This is a genomic window from Liquorilactobacillus mali KCTC 3596 = DSM 20444 (assembly GCF_000260415.1).
GTDB classification, from domain to species: domain Bacteria; phylum Bacillota; class Bacilli; order Lactobacillales; family Lactobacillaceae; genus Liquorilactobacillus; species Liquorilactobacillus mali.
The window spans coordinates 1-1,043 of the sequence record NZ_BACP01000015.1 but is presented as its reverse complement, the minus strand read 5'-3'; the positions used below and the strand labels follow the sequence as shown (position 1 = coordinate 1,043).

The 1,043-nt window shown below is 33.4% G+C and carries 1 protein-coding gene; it reads right to left on the bottom strand.

From position 1 onward, the window contains the following. Positions 1 to 265: 265 nt before the first annotated feature. The coding region (locus GSM_RS13860) for a DUF559 domain-containing protein (protein ID WP_010077746.1) at positions 266 to 1,043 on the bottom strand (778 nt) is incomplete at its 5' end.

The following is a 1,043-nucleotide window of genomic DNA, read 5'->3' as shown; positions in this document are numbered from 1 at the left end:
CAAACCCATAGTATGTTCATGAGTACTCATGGCATATTCTATTTTTGGATTACTACAATCTCAAACTACCACTCTTTGGGGCTAAACCCGATTGTATTGATAAAACTTAGATTGTCTTCTCTAAATAATGTTTTATCCATTTGCAACAAATGGGGAAAGATTGACAGGCTTTCCTGCGTATGCCAATTGTTACTGGATTAGGTTTTATTATGTATGTGCCTACTCTCCCGAATAGGCTGGTCTATAACGCGACTAACCGAAGTATTTAAAGCTCAGTTGGCTTTTTGACACTATCCAAATTTATAGTTTCTTTCGTTTGGTCCTCAATATCATTAAGAGCGTTAATTTGCGCTACTTTATTTGTCTTACTCCAATTTGTTGGTAAAAATCCGTTATTCTTTTTTCTTTCGTTTTGCCTTTTTTTATAAAGAACAGCAATAGCCTTACCAAGTTGTTTGATATTTGTTTCAATATATTTCGTAGGTATTCTGATAACTTCCCAATTTCCGCCCATTTGTTTGTTCAAATTTTCCATGATTTCAATTTCTCTATTCGAGTCTTTAACAACTTTAAATTCATGTAACTTACCATCTATTTCAAGAGCCACATGCAATGACGGTATTAAGAAATCAACTCGTCTTTTACCAATTTTAAATTGGGTCTTACTCTTAATACGCTCATGAACTAATTCTATAGCTGTCATTATTTCATCCGACGATTCAAATGTACGTGGTTTTTCATCTATAAATTCTCTCACAGCATTTGCGTCATCATAATAATCATTGATATTTACTCCATTTTGCCTTTCAATTTTCTTTAAGGCTCGTTCAAAAGAAACTTTCGATTTAAGTTTTAAATAATCTTCTAAAGTTTTGTCTCTTTCTGTCTCATATTTCAAAAAGCAAGAAGAATGGAAAGCACGTTCACCCGGATCACCAAATTCATCTAAAGCAACCATTTTTCCACAATACCAACACGTTCCTAAATTATTCAAATCTACACCAACCTTGTTAGTTTTTTTGTAGCCCCTTGGGCTATAATAC